The 3529-nt window shown below is 75.8% G+C and carries 4 protein-coding genes; 3 read left to right on the top strand and 1 reads right to left on the bottom strand.

Annotation, left to right across the window (positions count from 1 at the left end):
• The 3 genes from AB0J52_RS32390 to AB0J52_RS32380 all read left to right on the top strand — a co-directional run.
• On the top strand, nucleotides 1-1319 hold a 1319-nt coding region (locus tag AB0J52_RS32390; protein ID WP_500186633.1), incomplete at its 5' end, for a LuxR C-terminal-related transcriptional regulator.
• Between the two features lie 97 nt (nucleotides 1320-1416).
• A complete protein-coding gene (locus tag AB0J52_RS32385; RefSeq protein WP_500186632.1) occupies nucleotides 1417-2079 on the top strand; it encodes a DUF1707 SHOCT-like domain-containing protein in 663 nt (220 codons plus the stop codon).
• 17 nt (nucleotides 2080-2096) lie between these two features.
• Entirely contained in the window at nucleotides 2097-2741 is a 645-nt protein-coding gene (locus AB0J52_RS32380; protein ID WP_500186630.1) for a TetR/AcrR family transcriptional regulator, read from the top strand.
• 58 nt (nucleotides 2742-2799) lie between these two features.
• Here the strand turns inward: AB0J52_RS32380 and AB0J52_RS32375 are convergent.
• Nucleotides 2800-3529, bottom strand: a 730-nt coding sequence (locus AB0J52_RS32375; RefSeq protein ID WP_500186628.1) for a CoA transferase, incomplete at its 5' end; no start/stop codon positions are given.

Here is a 3529-nt window from a genome sequence, read left to right as displayed (position 1 = left end):
GCCCCCGGCTGCGCCGCCGCCACCGCGACCACTACCTCGACCTGGCCGAACGCGCCCGCGCGGCGGCGCTCGGGTCCGAGCAGCTCGGCTGGCTGACCCGGCTCAGCGAGGAGAACCCGAACCTGCGCGTCGCCCTCGAGTACTCCCTCGCCACACCGGAGGAGGTCGCGACCGGGCTGCACCTGACGGTCGTCCTCCAGCACTACTGGATCTGCCTCGGCATGTTCGGCGAGGCCCGCCGCTGGCACGAGCGCGCCCTGGCCGTCCCGACCGACGACGCGGGCGACCCGGCGCGCGTCGCGCTCGACCGGGCGTGGATCGCGTACGGCGCGGGGATGGTCGCCGTCCAGCAGGGCGAGACGGAGCGGGCCCGCGCCCTCTTCTCGACGATCACCGTCCCCCCGGCTCCCGCCGCGGTCCCGGGTTCGGGTTCGGCCCCGGCGGCGGACGTGGCCGCGGACGCTCCGTCGGCGCCCGACCTGGTGGCGCACGTCGTCCACGGGGAGGGCCTGATCGCGCTGTTCGAGGGCGAGCTGGACGAGGCGCGCACCCGGATGGAGCAGGCCCGCCAGGCGTTCGACCGGCTCGGCTACGGGGACCCGCTGGCGCTGCTGACCGGGCCGCACCTGTCGACCGTCCTGCTGCTGCAGCGCAAGGAGCGGGAGGCGCTCTCGCTCGCGGACGCCGCCGCGCGGGACGGCGAGGCGTCCGGCGAGCGGTGGTGCCACTCGTTCGCGCTGTACGCGCGCGGCGCGGCGCTGTGGTGGCTCGGCGAGCACCGGGCCGCGACCGACGACCTGCTCGCCTGTCTGCGGATCAAGGAGCGGCTGGGCGACCAGCTCGGCATCACGCTCGCGCTCGACCTGCTCACCCCCGCGCCGGTCGTGCACGGCGAGTACGAGCAGGCGGCGATGCTGCTCGGCGCGACCGAGGCGATGTGGCGGCGGCTCGGCGCGACCCGGCTGTACGGGCCGGACTACAAGCGGCGGCGCGCCACGTCCGAGCATGCGCTGCGCAAGCGGCTGCCCCCGGAGCGGTTCCAGGCGGCCAAGGAGCGCGGCGCGCGGCTGTCGGTCGCCGAGGCGATCGCGCTGGCGCGCGGCGAGCCCGCGCCGCGGCCCGAGCGGCAGGCGCTCACCGGCCGCGAACGCGAGGTCGCGGTGCTGGTCGCGCGCGGCCTGTCGAACCGCGACATCGCCGACCGGCTCGAGGTGGCGCGCCGCACCGTCGACACCGCCGTCGAGCACATCCTCGCCAAGCTGGGCCTGACCTCGCGCGACCAGATCGCCGCCTGGGTCCGCCGCGCCCGCCGGAGCTGAGCCCGGAGCGTCCGCTTCCCGCCCTTCTTCCCGACTTGCCGGGACCGGAGATGAGAGAGGGGTGGGGCGGCGCGGTCCGCGGCTCTAGGGTTGGCGCATGACGAATCTGCCCGAGAAGCCCGATCCCGTGCGTCCCCTGGAGATGCGGGCCTCCGACGCCGACCGCGACCGGGTCGCGCAGATCCTGCGGGACGCCGCGGGCGAGGGCCGGCTCACCCTGGACGAGGTGGACGAGCGGCTGGACGCGGTCTACCGCGCGAAGACGTACGCCGAGCTGGAGCCGCTGACGCGCGACCTGCCGGACGCCGGGTCCGCGCCGTCCGTGCCGTCCGCGCGGCCCGCTCCGGGCTCCCACGGCGGACCGCGCGGCGGGGCCGTCGTCGTGCCGGGCGAGACGCCGACGTGGACGAACGGCATCGCGATCATGAGCGGCTTCGACCGCAAGGGCGTCTGGACCGTCCCGGAGACCTTCACCGCGTTCGCGTACTGGGGCGGCGGCGACATCGACCTGCGCGAGGCCCGGTTCACCTCCACGACGGTCCGGATCAACGCCGTGGCGATCATGGGCGGGATCGACATCATCGTGCCGGACGACGTGACCGTCCGGGTGACGGGTGTGGGGATCATGGGCGGGTTCGACCACGTGGCGAGCGGGCCCGGCGTCCCCGGCGCGCCGGAGATCGTCATCTCCGGCCTGGCCTTCTGGGGCGCGGTCGACGTCAAGCGCCGTCCCCGGAGGCGGGCCGTCCAGGGCGACTAGTCCCGGTCCGGACGACCATGCCCAAGCTGGTGGATCCCGAGGAGCGCCGCCGCGAGGTGGCCGAGGCCATCTTCCGGGTGGCCCGGCGCGACGGCCTGGAACACGCGTCGCTGCGCGCGGTGGCGGCCGAGGCGGGCCTGGCCGTCGGCTCGGTGCGGCACTACTTCGACGGCCAGGCCGACCTGATGATCTTCGCGATGCGGTACTTCGCCGAGCGCGCGGGCCAGCGGATCCGCGCCTCGGCGGACCGGCTGCGGACGCCCGACCCGGACGCCCCCGCCGCCGAGCACGCCGCCACGCTGGAACGGCTGCTCGCCGAGATCCTGCCGCTGGACGAGCGCCGCCGCGAGGAGGCCGAGGTGTGGCTGGCGTTCACCACGTCCGCGCGCACCCGCCCCGACCTGCGACCCTACGCGCTGGAGCTGTACGACGACCTGGCCGGGATGCTGGACACCCTGCTCGCCGCGGCCGACCGGCTCGGCGTGCTGCGGCCGGGCCTGGACCTGCGCGCCGAGCGAATCCGCCTGAACGCCCTGCTGGACGGCCTGACCCTGCACTCGGTGCTGCAGCCCGACCGGATCGGCCCGGCCGAACTCGCGGCCGCGCTGCGGCACCACATCACCGGCATCGCGGCGGTCCCGCCGGACGACCCGCCGCGCTGACCCGGCCGGCCCGCCGCCGCCCCGTCCGGCCGGGGCGGCGGTCAGTCCTTGTCGGCCGTCAGTTCTCGGCGACGGCTCCGGAGGCGATGAGCTCGTCGGCGTCGTCGATGCCGAGGTCGGCCAGGACGGCGCGGGTGTGGCCGCCGGGAAGGGCCGGTTTGCCGTCGGTGGCGGTGGCGGTGCGGGAGAAGCGCGGGGCCGGGGCGGGCTGGCGATGGCCGTCGCGCTCGACGAAGACGTCCCGGGCGGTGTTGTAGGGGTGCTCGGCGGCCTCGGTCATCGACAGGACGGGCGCGACGCACGCGTCCGAGGGCAGGAAGATCTCGGCCCACTCGTCGCGGGTGCGCTCCTTGAACGCGGCGGCGAAGCGTTCGCGCAGTTCGGGCCAGCCGTCGCGGTCGTGCTGGTGCGGCAGCCCGGCGTCGGCGAGGCCGAGCCGCTTCAGGAACTCGGCGTAGAACTGCGGTTCGAGCGCGCCGACGGCCATGTGGCCGCCGTCCGCGGTCTCGTAGACGTCGTACCAGGGCGCGCCGGTGTCGAGCATGTTGACGCCGCGCTCGTCCTGCCACAGGCCGCCCGCCATGAAGCCGTGGATGAACGTCGACAGGTGGGTCGTGCCGTCCACGATCGCGGCGTCCACGACCTGGCCCCGGCCGCTCGCGCGGGACTCCAGCAGCGCCGCCAGAACGCCGACGACCAGGTACATGCTGCCGCCCGCGAAGTCGCCGAGCAGGTTCATGGGCACCTGCGGCGGGCCGCCCGCGCGGCCGATGGCGTGCAGCGCGCCG

This window comes from Spirillospora sp. NPDC049652 (assembly GCF_040675125.1).
Lineage (GTDB): Bacteria > Actinomycetota > Actinomycetes > Streptosporangiales > Streptosporangiaceae > Spirillospora.
This window is presented reverse-complemented; position numbering and strand designations above follow the sequence as displayed.